We start from the raw sequence: 13,820 nt of genomic DNA on the forward strand, positions 1-13,820 counted from the left end.
GAAGGTCTGGGAGCGAGATCGAGTGTATGCCGCGCTGCCGACACGGTCGGCGACCGCCATCGTGGAGTCGCAGCGTGCCGCCTCGGATCACGTGACCGGAACCTCAGGTTCGACGCTCGACCTCATCGAACGCCGAGAACGCCGGCTTGCGACGAAAGTGTCTGTCGTGAAGATCACCAGCGCGGCCCAGATCAGAACGAAGCCGATCCAGCGTGACGCCGGCATGTCCTCGTGCATGACGGCCACGCCCCACGCCATCTGCAGCGCTGGGGTGAGGTACTGCAGCATGCCCATCGTCGCCAACGGAACTCGCTGAGCGGCGACGCCGAAAAGGAGCAGTGGCAGCGCGGTGACAGGGCCGGCCGCGAGCAGCAACAGGCTGTGTCCGGCGCCGCTGCTGATGAAGGCGCCGGCCCCCGTCAGGCCGAGGAACACGAGGTACCCGACCGCGAAAGGTGCGGCAACAACTCCCTCGGCGGTCAAACTGGTTCGAGGATCGAGCGGAACGACCTTCTTGACCAACCCGTAAGTGGCAAACGAACCGGCGAGCACCAATGCGACGATCGGTGGTTTGCCGAAGTCGACCGTGATCACGACTACTGCCGTGGCGGCGAGGACGAGCGCGGCAATCTGAGCGCGGCGCAATCTTTCGCGGAAAATCACGACGCCGAGCAGAACGGTGACCAGCGGGTTGATGAAGTACCCGAGGGCGGCCTCCACGACGCGGCCGGACACCACGGCATAGATGTACGTCCCCCAGTTCACCGCGATCGCCGCTGACGCCGCGGTCACCAGCAGCCAGGTGCGTGCGCTGATTCCGCGAAGGGATCCGAGACGGCCGGCGCAGGCCAACACGATCAGCATCAGCAGAAGGGTCCACACCACTCGGTGCGCCAGGATTTCGACCGGATCTGCGAAGTCGAGAAGCCCGAAGAAAGCCGGGAACGTTCCCCACAACAGGAAAGCCGCTACTCCGTAGAAGATCCCCGAGGACGAACCGGATCTACCGCGTTTGTCCTCGCTCACGGGACCGGGCCGTCGTCGGGGCCGGGAGCAACGACGTCCACGTACTCCGGCAGCAAGGGGCGAACAGCCGCGAACCACGGCGAGGCATCGGACGGCAATGCCTCCACTGCACGGACATTCGACTCACGTCCGATCGCTTCGAGCCCTTCGGGAGTAGCTCGCACCAGCACACCCACCGCGCAGGCGCATCCGGCGGACAATTGCTTCGCCGACGCGAGCGCCACCTGTTGCTGGCGATCGGTGTCGCCGCCGAGCGCGACCAATCGCGTAGCTGCAACACCGGGCGATCTGCGCACTGCCTCGTCGTTGTCGGGAACGGGCACGGACATGAGCGGCGTCTGGACCCGCTCGATCGGTACTCGAAACATGACCCTCGCCACTCGAACATCGGACACGTGAACACTCGAAACCTGAGAGCTGCTGGTCGTCGTGATGACCTCGTCGACGGTGAGTGCCTTCGTGAACGAGACCAAGGCCCACACCGGCCCGTCGACCGACTCAACAGAATCTCGCGCTCGATCGAGGTAGTCCGGCACAGCTTCCCCACTGTCCGGACCGAGAGTGTCCGTCCTGATCGGCGGGGCCGGCACGGGATTCGCGAACCCCACACCGACCACCGCCGCCACTGCGACGACGGCCAACGCGGGAACAAGCCCGCGCGGTGTCATGAGGACCGGAGAACTTCGAGTGCGTGTTCGAGATCCTTCGGGTACTTGCTCTTGATCTCGACCCAGCGACCGTCCGCCGGATGCGCGAAACCTAGAGACACGGCGTGCAGCCACTGGCGCTCGAGGCCGAGCCTTTCGGCAAGTCGAGGGTCCGCGCCGTACGTCAGGTCGCCGCAGCACGGATGGCGCAATGCCGAGAAGTGCACGCGAATCTGGTGTGTACGACCGGTCTCGAGGTGCACGTCCAGCAGACTCGCGGCCTGGAACGCCTCGATGGTGTCGTAGTGCGTGACGCTGGGCTTGCCGTCGGCCGTGACCGTGAACCGCCAGTCGTTACCGTGGTGGCGTCCGATCGGGGCGTCGATGGTTCCGCTGCTCGGGTCGGGGTGTCCCTGCACGAGAGCGTGGTAGCGCTTGTCGATTGTCCGCTGCTTGAATGCCCGCTTGAGCAGCGTGTACGCGCGCTCGGACGTGGCAACCACCATGACGCCCGACGTACCGACGTCCAGACGGTGGACGATTCCCTGGCGCTCGTGGGCACCGGACGTCGAGATGCGGAAACCGGCCGCGGCGAGTCCACCGATGACGGTCGGTCCTGTCCAACCGACGCTGGCGTGCGCAGCAACTCCGACGGGCTTGTCGACTGCCACGACGTCGTCGTCGGCGTAGAGGATCTCCATCCCCTCGACCGGCGTCGCCTCGATGGTCAAGGGCCGCGGTGGTTCGGGCAAGACGACCTCGAGCCATGACCCAGCGGTCAGACGATCGGACTTGCCGACAGCGACACCGTCGACGAGTACCGAGCCTTCCTCCGCGAGTGTCGCGACCACGGTGCGCGAGAGTCCGAGGAGGCGCGCCAAGCCCGCGTCGACGCGCATGGCGTCGAGGCCGTCGGGCACTGGCATCGAACGGGATTCCCTCACTTGGTTTCTCCCTCGGCTGCTGCCTTCGAATCGGTGAGCTTCTTGTCGTCCGTCTTGTGATCACGCAGACGTTCACCGTTGGGTTCGAAGCCGAACAGTGTCAGGACGACGAGCAGGATCGCGCCACAGACGATCGCGGAATCCGCGATGTTGAACACCGGCCACCAGCCGACGGAGACGAAGTCCACCACATGTCCGCGCATGATTCCGGGAGAGCGGAAGAATCGGTCGACAAGGTTACCCAGCGCGCCGCCGAGAACCAGGCCGAGACCGAGCGCCCACCACGGTGATCGGAGCGTGCGACCGATCTTGATCACACCGATGACCACACCGATTGCGACGAGGGTGAGGATCCACGTCATCGACGTCGCCATCGAGAACGCTGCCCCCGGATTGCGCACCATCGTGAATGTGACCACGTCACCGATGATTTCGATCGGCTGCCCCGGCTTGACTGCGGCGACAGCCCACACCTTCGTGAGAATGTCCGAGAGCAGGATGACCGATGCGATGGCAATGAGCGTGGTCAGCTTGCGGGGCTTCGCAGCGGACGACTCGGACGGGTCGCCGCCCTCAGATTCCGCAACTTCCGGTTTCGCGTCTTTCTGCTGCACGGTTTCGGGCTCGTCGGCCTTCGAGATTTCGGTAATCGGCTGATCCTCCGCGTTGACATCTCGGTCTGGGTGGTCTGTACTCACGCAACCATCATCCCTCATGTTCACCGCACCGGGTCACGCACTCTGCAACTGCGGCTAGCCTGGAGCGCGTGCCACTGCTGTCCACGACCGGCCGACGCGTTCCGTTCGCCCTCGCTGCCCTCGCTCTCACCACCGTTCTCACCGCTTGCGGCGACTCGGATCAACCCCCGAACACTCCGACCTCCTCGCCGAGTGAAGTCACCGTTCCGGTGACCGCCGCGACGGTCGAAGTACTCGATGCGGGAAGCGAGCCGCGCGAGGTATTGCGTACGAACTTGCCTGTCGGCACCACGCAGACGGCGACGCTCGTCACCCAGGCCGTCGTGAGTCAGCAGATCGATCAACAGCCGGCGCAGGATTTCTCTTCGCCCGAGATCACGATTCCGCTCTCGGCAAACGTGACAGCCGACGATCCCACGGCGGTCGTAGACCTCACGCTGTCGTCGATGACCTCGCCGGATGCAACATTGCAGGCAGCACTGAGCGGGGCCGACGGATCTGCGGCAGGATTGTCCGTCACGGAATCGGGCGCCATCACCGCCCTACGGCTCAAGCCGTCCGCAAACTCGGCCAATGCCGCCCGCGCTGCAATCGAACAAGCGCTGGGCCAAGCGGTGTACCGGACCGTTGCACTCCCCGACGCGCCTGTCGGTGTCGGCGCGCGTTGGGTGGTTCGCCAGCAAGTCAGCAGCGAAATCCTGCTCGACCAGACAACCACCGTCACTCTCACCGCACGCGAGGGCAATCGGCTTTCGCTCGCGGTGGACGTATCGCAGACCCCGCAGAGCCCGGTCTGGAACCTGGCCGGTGACGCCGGAACGTTGAACATCGATCAGTACGTCATGGCCGGCACCGGAAACCTCACCGTCGACCTCTCACTCCCCTTGCCGATCGACGGACAGATGACCGTCGGCGGAGACCAGGCATACGGCGATCCGGACAGTTCCTCGGTGATCCGGCAGACCATCTCGAACAGCATTCGGTGGGAATCGTGAACAGTCGATCGCTTCTCTCGCTGGGCCTGACGGCGACGGCGGCACTGTTCGTCGTGACCGGCTGCGGCTCGGACGAATCCCCCAGCAGCGATACGACTACGCAGGTTTTCGCACCCCAGGTCGGCTTGGCGCCGTTCACGGTTGCTCCGGCCGCACCACTGAGCGGGGCACCCCTCGACCGTGACGGCCTGCAACGCGCAGCGCTCACCCTCTCCGAACTACCCGCGGACTTCGACATAGTTCCCGATCCGGTCGACGACCTCGGCCTCGCACCGGCGTCGGAGAGTTCGGAGGCGGACAAGTCGAGCACCGATCCGGCGGTGTGCGCTCAGGTTCTGGCGCCGATAGCCACCCAGGCCACCGGATCCGTCGCCGACCTCTCCGACATGTTCACCGGCCCCGATTTCACGAGCATCGATCAGGACTCGGCCTCGTACGCCGACGGCACTGCGGCAGCAGCAGCTTTCGAGAAATTGCAGACGACTCTGGCCGGGTGCACAGAGTATTCGGGAACAGATGCCGACGGAACGAAAATCACCTATCGCGCCGGTGGATCGTCGGCGCCGAATGTCGGTGACGCATCTTTCGCCTACCGAATCATCACGGAGAGTGGCGGATTCACCTTGGTGGCCGATGCGATAGTCGCAGCCGTGGGGACGACGTTGACACAGGTGTCCGCGACGGCGCCGAGTCCGATCGCACCCGACGTTCTGCAATCGATGGCCTCGGCTGCTGTGGATCGACTGCGCGCGCAAACGCCGTAGCAGCGAGCGGCCCCTGCCCGGTCCGGGGCGACTCGCGAATGATTCGGGACCACAGACCCTTTGACAACTGCCCGTCCACACTGAACGGTGAGAGTAGGTACGAAACAGACCAACGCGACACACTGATGTGAGGAGCCAGAGTTCATGCCGGAACCCAGAAGGTCAGATCACACCGATTACGTAGCCGTCAATCCGATCTTCTCGAGGCCAGGCGAGGATTCGGTTGCGTCGAAATACACACTCGAACCCGACGGCATGCTTCCCGAGACCGCCTATCAGATCGTCCACGACGAAACGATGCTCGACGGCAATGCGCGACTCAATCTCGCGACGTTTGTCAGCACGTGGATGGACGACCACGCAACCAAGCTGTATACCGAGTCGTTCGACAAGAACATGATCGACAAGGACGAGTATCCGCAAACCGCCGCGATCGAAACCTATTGCTGGCGCATCCTTGCCGATCTCTGGCACTCACCCTCTCCCAAGGACGCAATCGGCACTTCGACGATCGGTTCGTCCGAAGCCTGCATGCTGGGTGGCCTCGCGATGAAACGACGCTGGCAGCACGCGCGAAAGGCCGCGGGTAAGTCCACGGAGAAACCCAATCTGATCATGAGTTCCGCCGTACAGGTGTGTTGGGAGAAGTTCTGCAACTACTGGGACGTCGAAGCGCGCTACGTACCCATCAGCGAAGAACATCGGACCCTCGACGGTCATGATCTGGACAAGTACGTCGACGAGAACACCATCGGTGTCGTCGCCATCATGGGTGTCACGTACACCGGTATGTACGAGCCTGTCCTGGAAATCTCGAAGGCGCTCGACGCCATCCAGGAGAAAACCGGCCTCGACGTCCCCATCCACGTCGACGGCGCTTCCGGTGCGATGATCGCACCGTTCCTCCAGCCCGAACTCGAATGGGATTTCCGACTACCGCGCGTGCATTCCATCAATACCTCGGCGCACAAGTACGGACTCGTCTACCCGGGCCTCGGATGGGTGGTCTGGCGATCACAGGATCTACTTCCCGACGACCTCGTCTTCAAAGTGAGCTACCTCGGCGGCAGCATGCCGACCTTCGCACTGAACTTCTCGCGCCCCGGCGCTCAGGTGATCCTGCAGTTCTACTTGTTCCTGCGTCTCGGTCACGACGGCTATCGCGCGATCCAGCAGTCCTCGCAAGACGTGGCGAAGTTCCTCGCCGAAGGGATCGGGAAACTCGACGCGTTCGAGCTGTGGAACGACGGGTCCGACATCCCGGTCTTCGCGTGGCGCCTCGCCGAGGGGCACACGTCCAACTGGACGCTGTACGACCTGTCGGACCGACTCCGCGGCAAGGGCTGGTTGGTGCCGGCCTATCCCATGCCCGATGATCTCGCGGATCTGACAGTGCAGCGCATCGTGGTTCGTAACGGGCTGAGCATGGACCTGGCGGCCAATCTGCTGCGCATCATCGAGGAGGAAACCGCGTTCCTCGACGAGTTGGACAGCCCGATGCCGCGGCCGCGCGTAACCGAGGGATTCCATCACTGACGTCGCTCATCGCACAAACGAGCGGCCGTCGACTCCCTTTCGGAAGTCGACGGCCGCTCTGGTGTTTCAGGTGCTACCGAGAGATCAAGCAGCGCAAGCCGGCGAGGTCAGACCTGCAACGCCGACGATCTGGCAAGCGGTGGTCTTCGAGAGCTTCCAGACGCCGTCCTCGTAGACGAACGAGGCCTGCAGGCCCTGCTGCAGCGGCTGGCCGTTGACGACGATGTTCAGCGAAGCGGCTGCCGTCTCGCTGCCTGTGTCGGTGACCGGGTCGAGGATCTCGACCTGCGCGCCGGCAGCCTTGGCGGCAGCGGCGACCTGGTTGATCAGCTCGGGATCCTGCTCGGCGCCCTGGACGAGGTTGACCTTGTCTGCGGCCGGAACGCTCTCGTCGAGTGCCTGAGCGACCTTGCCGTTGAGCTCAGCAGACGTCGGCAGTTCAACGGTGGTCGAAGGTGCCGAGGTGGTGGTCGTCGTCTTCGACGTCGTGGTGGGTGAGGCCTCCTTGTCGTCGGAGCCACACGCGGTCATCGTCAGGGCTGCTGCGATCGCCACGGCTGCAACGGTCATCTTCTGAAGCTTCAACTTCTCAGTCCTATCCATTCGGGTGTTCACATTCGAGCGTCAGTCGAACAACGTGCTTGCTCGAGGATCGTCGACAACATTACCCAACGGTAAGCGGAAAAAGTCTAAGGACATCCTCAGAGAAGGCTGTCGACCGCATCTGCAACCTCGAGCACCTCATCGGATTCGGCGAAGGTCTTGGCGATTCCCGTTCCGCTGGAACGGGTTTCGAAGCGAACCGTCACCACACCGTGCCCCGCGCCTTGCACCCAACCGTGTCCGTATTCTGGATGCTTGACGTCCAAACCGGGGTGCCAGTAGCGCTGAGGGACACGTGCGGCCACCGGAGCGTCGAGTTCGGCCTCATCGAGAGCGCCGGTGAGAGTCTCGACCGGATAGCCGGGAACGTCCTGATCCAACTCGGGAAAAAGTGATCCTTGGCGAACCGTGGACAAACCGGCGAATCCCACACCGACCAGGCGAATCGGCCCCAACTCCTGCGGGTCGATGACCTGTTTCTGCGCGGTGGCGACAAGGATTTGGCGGTCGATGGTGGCAAACGGCAACGTCACGGACCGAGTCAGGATGCTCATGTCGGACTTCTTGAGCTTCAGTACGACGGTACGGGCGGCTCTTCCGTCCTTCTCCAGCCTGGAAAATGCTGCACGACCACTACTTTCGACGGCCGCGCGCAGTTGCGCCATCGTGACGATGTCGGCGGCGAACGTGGATTCCGCACTGATCTGCTTTGATTCGGCACGCTCGGCGACCGGCCGGTCGTCGATCCCCTGCGCAAGCCGATGCAACCCCGGACCGACAGTGGTTCCGAGTATCGACGCCACCTCCGCTATGGGTGTGCGGGCAAACCCACCGATGGTTTCGATGCCGAGACGCTTGAGTTTTTCCTCGGCGACGGGGCCGATCCCCCACAGCTTTCGCACGGGAAGCGGATCGAGCAACTCGTGCTGCATCCCGGGAGGAATCACTGCGACGCCGTCGGGCTTTGCCAGTCCTGACGCAATCTTGGCCACCTGCTTGCCTGCGCCGGCGCCGATCGAGGCGACCAACCCGGTCTCGGCTTCGATCAACTCCCGCAAATCCTCGCAAAACGCGCGGACCTCGTCGGCCCTCACACCAGCCAACTCCACCGGTTCCCCGAAAGCCTCGTCCACCGACAGTTGCTCGAGGATCGGCATTCGAAGGCGCAACGCGTCGAACGTGCGTTTGCTGAGAACTGAATACAACGACATCCGTGGCGGCAATACCACCGCTCCGCCGCCGACCATGCGGCGCGCCTGGTGCATCGGCATTGCCGATCGCGCACCGAAAACTCTCGCTTCGTAACTTGCCCCGGCCACCACCCCGCGCCCGCCCAAGCCGCCGACCAGCACCGGGCGACCTCGCAGCGTGGGACGGGTCAACTGCTCTGCGGAGGCGAAAAACGCGTCCATGTCGAGATGCAGCACCCACCTGCGACTTCGTGTGGGGTCATCTTGATTCATCGGGAGTTACGGTTCTCTCAGAAGTGGGCGCCGAATTTAAGTCCGTGCCTTTTTCTTGGGCGTCTTCTTCTTCGGCAGGGGTAATACGTCGGCTGTCCGTTGGATGAAGGCGTGCAGATGATCGATGTCCTGCAGCTTTTCTTCCGGAACCCGGTAGTAATCCTTCGCCCCCGGATACGGCGGAGCCAGATCGCTCTCTGATCCGAACTCAGCGCTGACCTCGGTAGGTTTGACGAACAGTGCGTCTGCGCAGATCAAGCCCACGATCTTCTCGTCGCAATACAATCCGTACTCGCCGAACATCGCCCTTGCCCGCACGTCGAGCGGTTCCAACTGCTCGAGAATGCGCGCCACGGTTTCCTTGCTCGTACCCATGAGAGCAAACTACTCCGGCACCCCGACATGTAGATATTCATCGGGGAACCGGAGTAGTTGCGTCGGTACTAGACCTTCGTGATCGCAGCGCGGATACCGTCGCCGAGATCGACGGCGTCATCTCCCGCTTCGCCCACCGAGAACGAGGTGGCCAGAACCTCACCGGCGATCAATTCCCGATGACGCTCGGCCCACTCCTTGCAGTCCTGCGGAACCTCGAGCACGACCTTGATCCGGTCCGAGACGTCCAAACCGGCGGCGCGGCGCGCGTCCTGCAGTTGACGGATACGGTCCTTCGCCCAGCCCTCGGCTTCGAGTTCTTCCGTCACGACGGAATCGAGTACGACGAGTCCCGCACCGTCCGGCAGTGCAGCTGTCGAATCCGGCTCGGCCGCAACCAGTTTCTGCGTGTACTCTTCGGGCAGCAGTTCGATGCCGGCCGCAACCACGACGCCGTCCGCGTTCTCGGTCCAGTCGCCCGCCTTGACCGCCTTGATGACGGTCTGAACGGACTTGCCCAGACGCGGGCCGGCAGCACGCGCATTCACCGCGATCTCGAAGCGCCCGTGCACGTCGACGTCATCGGTCAGATCGACCTTCTTGACGTTGACCTCGTCGGCGATCAGTCCGAGGAACGGACGCAGACGCTCGGCGTCGGGCGCCGCAACCGTGACCTCGGGCAACGGAAGACGAACACGCAGATTCTGCGCCTTGCGCAGGCTCAGCACCGTCGAGCACACGGTCCGTACGTCGTCCATCGCCGCTACCAACTCGGGGTTCGCGGGGAGCTCCGACTCCTCCGGCCAATCAGCCAGGTGAACCGAGCGTTCCCCGGTCAGTCCGCGCCAGATCACCTCGGACACCAGCGGCAACAGCGGCGCAGCGAGTCGCGTCACGACTTCGAGCACGGTGTGCAGGGTGTCGATTGCGTCGCGATCCTCATCCCAGAACCGCGAACGAGACCGTCGCACATACCAGTTGGTGAGCGCGTCACAGAACAACCGAAGCTCGTCGCACGCGCCGGCGATGTCGTTGACCTCGAGTGCCTCGGTGATCACGTCGCGGGTGGTGGCGAGCTTGGCCAGGATGTACTGATCGAGGATGTTCTCCGAATCGGTACGCCACACACCGGATTCCGGCGCGTACAACTGCAGGAAGCTCCAGGCGTTCCACAGCGGGAGCAAAGCCTGACGTACGCCTTCACGGATGCCCTGCTCGGTCACGATGAGGTTTCCACCACGCAGGATCGGCGAGGACATCAGGAACCATCGCATCGCGTCGCTACCGTCGCGGTTGAACACCTCCTTCACGTCCGGGTAGTTGCCCTTGGACTTGCTCATCTTCAGTCCGTCGTCACCGAGCACGATTCCGTGTGCGGCAACGGTTTTGAACGCCGGACGATCGAAGAGGGCGGTGGCCAGTACGTGCAGCGTGTAGAACCAGCCGCGAGTCTGCCCGTTGTACTCGACGATGAAATCGCCCGGGAAATGACCCTCGAACCATTCACGGTTCTCGAATGGGTAATGCACCTGCGCATACGGCATCGAACCGGATTCGAACCAGCAGTCGAGCACCTCGGGAACGCGGCGCATCATCGACTTCCCGGTCGGGTCGTCCGGGTTCGGGCGGACCAGGTCGTCGATCATCGGGCGATGCAGATCGGTCGGACGCACACCGAAGTCTGCCTCCAACTGGTCGAGCGAACCGTACACGTCTGTGCGCGGGTACTGCGGATCGTCCGACACCCACACCGGGATCGGGCTGCCCCAGTAGCGGTTTCGGCTGATGTTCCAATCGCGTGCACCTTCGAGCCACTTGCCGAACTGGCCGTCACGGATGTGCTCGGGCACCCACGTGATGTCCTTGTTCAGCTCGACCATGCGATCGCGGAACTTGGTGACCGCGACGAACCACGAGGGAACCGCCATGTAGATGAGCGGCTGCCCACTGCGCCAACTGTGCGGGTAGGAGTGCTCGATCGTTTCGTGCCGCAGCAGCTTTCCAGCGGCCTTGAGGTCCTTGATGATGACCGGGTTGGCGTCGAACACCATCAGGCCTTCGTACGGCGGAACCATCGAGGTGAACTTTCCACCCGGATCGAGTGGCTGCACGACCTCGATACCGTTGGCTGTGGCCACGTCCATATCCTCTTCACCGAAAGCCGGTGCGAGGTGGACGATTCCGGTTCCGGAGTCGGTTGTCACGTAGTCGGCCGAGAGCACGACGTGCGCGTTCGGGTGTCCGAGGAAGAAGTCGAACGGCGGTGTGTACGACAGGCCGACCAACTCGGCGCCCTTGTGGCGGGAAACGACCTCGGGGTCCTCCCCCAGCTCGCGAGCGTAATGACCCAACCGCGCTTCGGCGAGTACGTACCGCTTTCCGTCCTCGCCGAGCACCTGGACGTAGTCGACCTCGGGGTGCACCGCAGTGGCCAAGTTGGACGGCAGCGTCCACGGAGTCGTGGTCCAGATGATCGCGTTTGCGCCGTCGAGTGGTGAACCGGGAGCGACCAGCGGCATGTCGACCGTGACGGCGGGATCCTGACGCATCTTGTACGCGTCGTCGAGGCGAGTCTCCTGGTTGGACAGCGGAGTCTGCTCGTACCAGCTGTAGGGCAGCACGCGGAAGCCCTGATAGATCAGGCCCTTGTCGTGCAGCTCCTTGAAGGCCCACATGACGGACTCCATGAAGTCGACGTCCAGGGTCTTGTAGTCGTTGTCGAAGTCGACCCAACGTGCCTGGCGGGTGACGTAGTCGCGCCACTCGTCGGTGTACTTGAGCACCGAGGCCTTGCAGTACTCGTTGAACTTGGCCAGACCCATGACTTCGATCTCGGCTTTGTCCTTGATTCCGAGCTGCTTCTCCGCTTCGAGTTCTGCGGGAAGGCCGTGGCAATCCCAGCCGAAGCGTCGTTCGACCTTGCGTCCACGCATGGTCTGGAAGCGCGGCACCAGATCCTTGACGTACCCCGTCAACAGGTGGCCGTAATGCGGCAAACCATTGGCGAATGGCGGTCCGTCGTAGAAAACGAACTCTTCGCTACCGTCGCGATTGGAAACCGATGCCCGGAAGGTGTCGTCGTCGTCCCACTGTTTCAGGACCTTCTGTTCCAGATCGGGGAACTTGACCCCGGTGTCGGCGGGGACACCGTAGTCGACTTTGGGATACCCGTTACTCTCCATGGCGATCTCCTCGTGCCAGTCGGACTCGGCACGGGGACGACGTGGCGCTTGTGCGCCGACACCGCGGTACCACCCCGTTTGCACCCCGCAGATCCGCGCTTGGACCTCGAGGTGCCACTCGATCGAGCTGTGACGGGCTCACCCGTTCGGTTCTACTGGGTTCTCGGCACGCGTGAAAGCGTAGAGAACCGTTCTTCCGAAAGCTCCCCGGTGATTGCCGGATCAAAGCCAGGTATTCGTGATCGACAGTCTAATACTTGCCCTTGCACGTGTCGGTACTGCCTAGCACTTACCGGTAGGGCCTAGGACTTGCCGCCCGACGATTCGCCATGGTTGCCCGGATTGTCATCGTTGGCAGCGGCTGCATCACCGGTAGAGGAATCCGAGGAACTCTCGGCTCGGCCGTAAGGCGACGACATCCCGCTACCCGATACCGGGTCATCCAACGAAGGAACCGCCTTCCTGCTGGTCAGCGCACTGACCAGCAGGAGGACGGCACCTGCTACACAAATCGCGATACATGCCCACGCCCAAATCAGCGACCCTGTGGTCAGGGCAACGATCAGGAGCGCGAAGCCAACTCCCGCGAGAACCAACGTCACGACCAGCACGTATCAACCTTTGTCCGGTCCGATAGCTGAGCCGACGGGGCGCTCTCGGTCAGCTGTTTCCCTTGGCGAAGGACGGACTGTAGGAATCCTGTCCACCGTCGACCGGAACGGCCGAGCCACGCTGTTCGAGCTCTTCGAGCTGCGATTCCAGGTAGGACTTCAGGCGCACCCGGTACTCACGTTCGAACGTCTTGAGCTGCTCGATACGGCCTTCGAGGACCGAACGCTGCTGGTTGATGGTCGCCATGATTTCGGTGTGCTTCTTCTCGGCGTCCGCCTTGAGAGCGTCTGCCTTCTCCTGAGCCTGGCGAAGCTGGGTCTCGGAGCGAGTCTGAGCGTCGGTGAGCATTGCCTCCGACTTGTTGCGCGCATCCGCGATCATGCCGTCGGCCTTGCTGCGAGCCTCGCTCATGAGCTGCTCGGAGTTGGTGCGAGCACTGCCGAGCAGCTGCTCGGACTCGGTCTTGGCATCGTTGGTGAGGCGATCCGCCATCTCCTGAGCCAGTCCGAGGACCTTTGCGGCCTGCATGTGGGTGTCGCCACTCTGCGGCGCTGCAACGGCAGCGGCGGCGGGAACCGGAGCTGCAACGGGTGCAGGCTTGGGCGGTTCGACAACCCGAGCGGGCTCCGGCTTGGGCTGCGCTGCGACGGGTGCTGCCTGCTGAGCAGGTGCCGGCGACTTCTTGGCAGCCGCGAGCTCCTGATCCAGCTCACCTACGCGCTGGCGCAGGTCCGCATTCTCTTCGATGAGCTGCGACAGCGCCTGTTCGACGAGGTCGAGGAATGCGTCGACCTCGTCCTCGTTGTAGCCACGCTTGCCGATAGGCGGCTTGCTGAACGCAACGTTGTGCACGTCAGCTGGAGTCAGTTGCGGCATGGAAGGATCCCTTCACGCGTCATTTGGCGGTCTAGCAAGCATTCAGTTGCAACACAGTCTACGTAGTGGCGAACCACCGTATGAGTTATGGGTTCCATT

General features: G+C 63.1%; 13 protein-coding genes. 3 read left to right on the plus strand and 10 right to left on the minus strand.

Features of this window, described 5'->3' with window-relative positions:
• Positions 1–87: 87 nt before the first annotated feature.
• From rarD to lspA, 4 genes are read right to left on the minus strand one after another with little or no spacing between them, the layout of a single operon-like run.
• Positions 88–1,026, minus strand: coding sequence for an EamA family transporter RarD (rarD, locus tag ACFQ6Y_RS21355; RefSeq protein ID WP_378538802.1), 939 nt, complete (start codon positions 1,024–1,026; stop codon positions 88–90).
• Entirely contained in the window at positions 1,023–1,694 is a 672-nt protein-coding gene (locus tag ACFQ6Y_RS21360; protein WP_378636911.1) for a hypothetical protein, read from the minus strand. The genes rarD and ACFQ6Y_RS21360 overlap by 4 nt, the downstream gene beginning before the upstream one ends.
• A complete protein-coding gene (locus tag ACFQ6Y_RS21365; RefSeq protein ID WP_007733161.1) occupies positions 1,691–2,617 on the minus strand; it encodes an RluA family pseudouridine synthase in 927 nt (308 codons plus the stop codon). The genes ACFQ6Y_RS21360 and ACFQ6Y_RS21365 overlap by 4 nt, the downstream gene beginning before the upstream one ends.
• Positions 2,614–3,315: a signal peptidase II gene (gene lspA, locus ACFQ6Y_RS21370; RefSeq protein ID WP_378636914.1), complete on the minus strand. Its 702-nt coding sequence runs from the start codon at positions 3,313–3,315 to the stop codon at positions 2,614–2,616. Before lspA ends, ACFQ6Y_RS21365 begins: the two co-directional genes overlap by 4 nt.
• 68 nt (positions 3,316–3,383) lie before the next feature.
• Between lspA and ACFQ6Y_RS21375 the strand changes: the two genes are divergently transcribed.
• The 3 genes from ACFQ6Y_RS21375 (at position 3,384) to ACFQ6Y_RS21385 (ending at position 6,610) form a co-directional block, all read left to right on the plus strand.
• The gene (locus tag ACFQ6Y_RS21375; RefSeq protein ID WP_378636917.1) at positions 3,384–4,310 is read left to right on the plus strand and encodes a hypothetical protein; all 927 of its coding nucleotides are present in this window, start codon (positions 3,384–3,386) and stop codon (positions 4,308–4,310) included.
• Positions 4,307–5,074 (plus strand): sensor domain-containing protein, encoded by a 768-nt coding sequence (locus ACFQ6Y_RS21380; RefSeq protein ID WP_378636919.1) that lies wholly within the window; start codon positions 4,307–4,309, stop codon positions 5,072–5,074. The genes ACFQ6Y_RS21375 and ACFQ6Y_RS21380 overlap by 4 nt, the downstream gene beginning before the upstream one ends.
• 144 nt (positions 5,075–5,218) lie before the next feature.
• Positions 5,219–6,610 (plus strand): glutamate decarboxylase, encoded by a 1,392-nt coding sequence (locus ACFQ6Y_RS21385; RefSeq protein WP_378547163.1) that lies wholly within the window; start codon positions 5,219–5,221, stop codon positions 6,608–6,610.
• An 84-nt stretch (positions 6,611–6,694) separates the two neighbouring features.
• Here the strand turns inward: ACFQ6Y_RS21385 and ACFQ6Y_RS21390 are convergent, their stop codons facing one another.
• The 6 genes from ACFQ6Y_RS21390 to ACFQ6Y_RS21415 all read right to left on the minus strand — a co-directional run bounded on the left by ACFQ6Y_RS21390 (position 6,695) and on the right by ACFQ6Y_RS21415 (position 13,721).
• Complete coding sequence (locus ACFQ6Y_RS21390; RefSeq protein WP_378538807.1) at positions 6,695–7,180, minus strand: hypothetical protein; 486 nt, start codon at positions 7,178–7,180, stop codon at positions 6,695–6,697.
• Positions 7,181–7,311: 131 nt separating this feature from the next.
• The gene (locus tag ACFQ6Y_RS21395) at positions 7,312–8,676 is read right to left on the minus strand and encodes a DNA polymerase IV (protein ID WP_378636922.1); all 1,365 of its coding nucleotides are present in this window, start codon (positions 8,674–8,676) and stop codon (positions 7,312–7,314) included.
• Between the two features lie 36 nt (positions 8,677–8,712).
• A complete protein-coding gene (locus tag ACFQ6Y_RS21400; RefSeq protein WP_378636925.1) occupies positions 8,713–9,051 on the minus strand; it encodes a TfoX/Sxy family protein in 339 nt (112 codons plus the stop codon).
• Positions 9,052–9,119: 68 nt separating this feature from the next.
• Positions 9,120–12,233 (minus strand): isoleucine--tRNA ligase, encoded by a 3,114-nt coding sequence (ileS, locus tag ACFQ6Y_RS21405; RefSeq protein WP_378636928.1) that lies wholly within the window; start codon positions 12,231–12,233, stop codon positions 9,120–9,122.
• 302 nt (positions 12,234–12,535) lie between these two features.
• A complete protein-coding gene (locus ACFQ6Y_RS21410; RefSeq protein WP_317826362.1) occupies positions 12,536–12,844 on the minus strand; it encodes a hypothetical protein in 309 nt (102 codons plus the stop codon).
• Between the two features lie 49 nt (positions 12,845–12,893).
• Positions 12,894–13,721 carry a DivIVA domain-containing protein gene (locus tag ACFQ6Y_RS21415; RefSeq protein WP_003941722.1) on the minus strand — a complete coding sequence of 276 codons (828 nt, stop codon included), beginning with the start codon at positions 13,719–13,721 and terminating at the stop codon, positions 12,894–12,896.
• Positions 13,722–13,820 lie beyond the last annotated feature (99 nt).

It is taken from the genome of Rhodococcus sp. NPDC056516 (assembly GCF_042794655.1).
GTDB lineage: Bacteria > Actinomycetota > Actinomycetes > Mycobacteriales > Mycobacteriaceae > Rhodococcus_F.

What these genes read in the sequence shown, in the direction of transcription:
- ACFQ6Y_RS21360 (WP_378636911.1), bottom strand. Translation starts at nt 1,694, where the DNA reads ATGACACCGCGCGGGCTTGTTCCCGCGTTGGCCGTCGTCGCAGTGGCG.
- ACFQ6Y_RS21385 (WP_378547163.1), top strand. Translation starts at nt 5,219, where the DNA reads ATGCCGGAACCCAGAAGGTCAGATCACACCGATTACGTAGCCGTCAAT.
- ACFQ6Y_RS21390 (WP_378538807.1), bottom strand. Translation starts at nt 7,180, where the DNA reads ATGACCGTTGCAGCCGTGGCGATCGCAGCAGCCCTGACGATGACCGCG.
- ACFQ6Y_RS21395 (WP_378636922.1), bottom strand. Translation starts at nt 8,676, where the DNA reads ATGAATCAAGATGACCCCACACGAAGTCGCAGGTGGGTGCTGCATCTC.
- ACFQ6Y_RS21400 (WP_378636925.1), bottom strand. Translation starts at nt 9,051, where the DNA reads ATGGGTACGAGCAAGGAAACCGTGGCGCGCATTCTCGAGCAGTTGGAA.
- ileS (WP_378636928.1), bottom strand. Translation starts at nt 12,233, where the DNA reads ATGGAGAGTAACGGGTATCCCAAAGTCGACTACGGTGTCCCCGCCGAC.
- ACFQ6Y_RS21415 (WP_003941722.1), bottom strand. Translation starts at nt 13,721, where the DNA reads ATGCCGCAACTGACTCCAGCTGACGTGCACAACGTTGCGTTCAGCAAG.